Here is a 1001-nt window from a genome sequence, read left to right on the forward strand (position 1 = left end):
TTGCAAATACCAAAGATATATTAGGTGTATCAACCATTTTATTTACAAAGGCAATAAAATGTTTGATTTTATTTTTGATTCATTATGCAATATTGTAATACCTGTATATTTTATTACAAAGAACAATAATCAAAATAATACGGTATTAGTCGATAAAGCTATTAATAAGCTTAAGAAAAAATTAAATTCTATTGAAAATAGAAAAAAGAATTTAAATGATAAAGGTGCTCATGAAATTAAAAATGAAGCAGAAGCTATAAGTACAGCGATAATTGATTATTTATATACGCTCAATATTTATTGCAAAGATTGGATTAAAATCAATCCTTACTGCATTGTTGGAAAATTTGAAAAAGAGCTAAAGAAATCGTTTGAGCAAAACTTAGAAATTTGTTCAAGAGATTATGAGTATATCAAAAAAATGTATGATATATTAACAGCAAAAGGTGTTAAAAAATACTTCTATAAGACATGGTATTTTTTAAAAAAATGCCTATAAATTAAAGCTGATTCAAGCCATCTTAAATAAGGTGGCTTGAGCTGTTTTGTCAATGCCTTTAATTTCTTCTTTTACTTCTTTGCACATTTTCTTATTCCACAATATTTCAACATTACTTGTATATGTAGCGTTAAAAGTTAGCAATAAAAAGGAGAATGGCTAAAAAGTTTTAATAACGATTTTTAGATAAGATCATAAAGGAGCTTAAAAACTAAAATCTGCAGAACTTTAGTCGTTTCGCTCCTTTTAAATACGAAACATAATAAGAAAAAAAATGGGAGTAATTTTTATAATTTGTGTTAAAAAATTCATAGAATTTTAACATATGAAATCAATATGTTAAAAAACTAAGATTTTTTAGCATTAAAATTTAAAAAAGGAGAATCGCATGAAAAAGTTATTAGCATTATTAGCCTTAGCTTTAGTGTGTAATGCTAGAGGGGTTTTTACACCAGAACCAACACTAAATTTTACTCAAGCAAGATTATATGATGAATGTATC

At 25.3% G+C, this 1001-nt stretch carries 1 protein-coding gene; it reads left to right on the plus strand.

Annotated elements, in window-relative coordinates; translation table 11 throughout:
* Positions 1 to 58: 58 nt before the first annotated feature.
* Positions 59 to 499, plus strand: coding sequence for a hypothetical protein (locus AVBRAN12637_RS09675; RefSeq protein WP_336615828.1), 441 nt, complete (start codon positions 59 to 61; stop codon positions 497 to 499).
* The last annotated feature ends 502 nt before the right edge of the window (positions 500 to 1001 follow it).

Origin of the sequence: Campylobacter sp. RM12637 (genome assembly GCF_020137645.1) — a bacterium.
GTDB lineage: Bacteria > Campylobacterota > Campylobacteria > Campylobacterales > Campylobacteraceae > Campylobacter_E.

Excerpts from the sequence above, each read along its gene's own strand:
- AVBRAN12637_RS09675 (WP_336615828.1), top strand. The coding sequence starts at position 59 with ATGTTTGATTTTATTTTTGATTCATTATGCAATATTGTAATACCTGTA.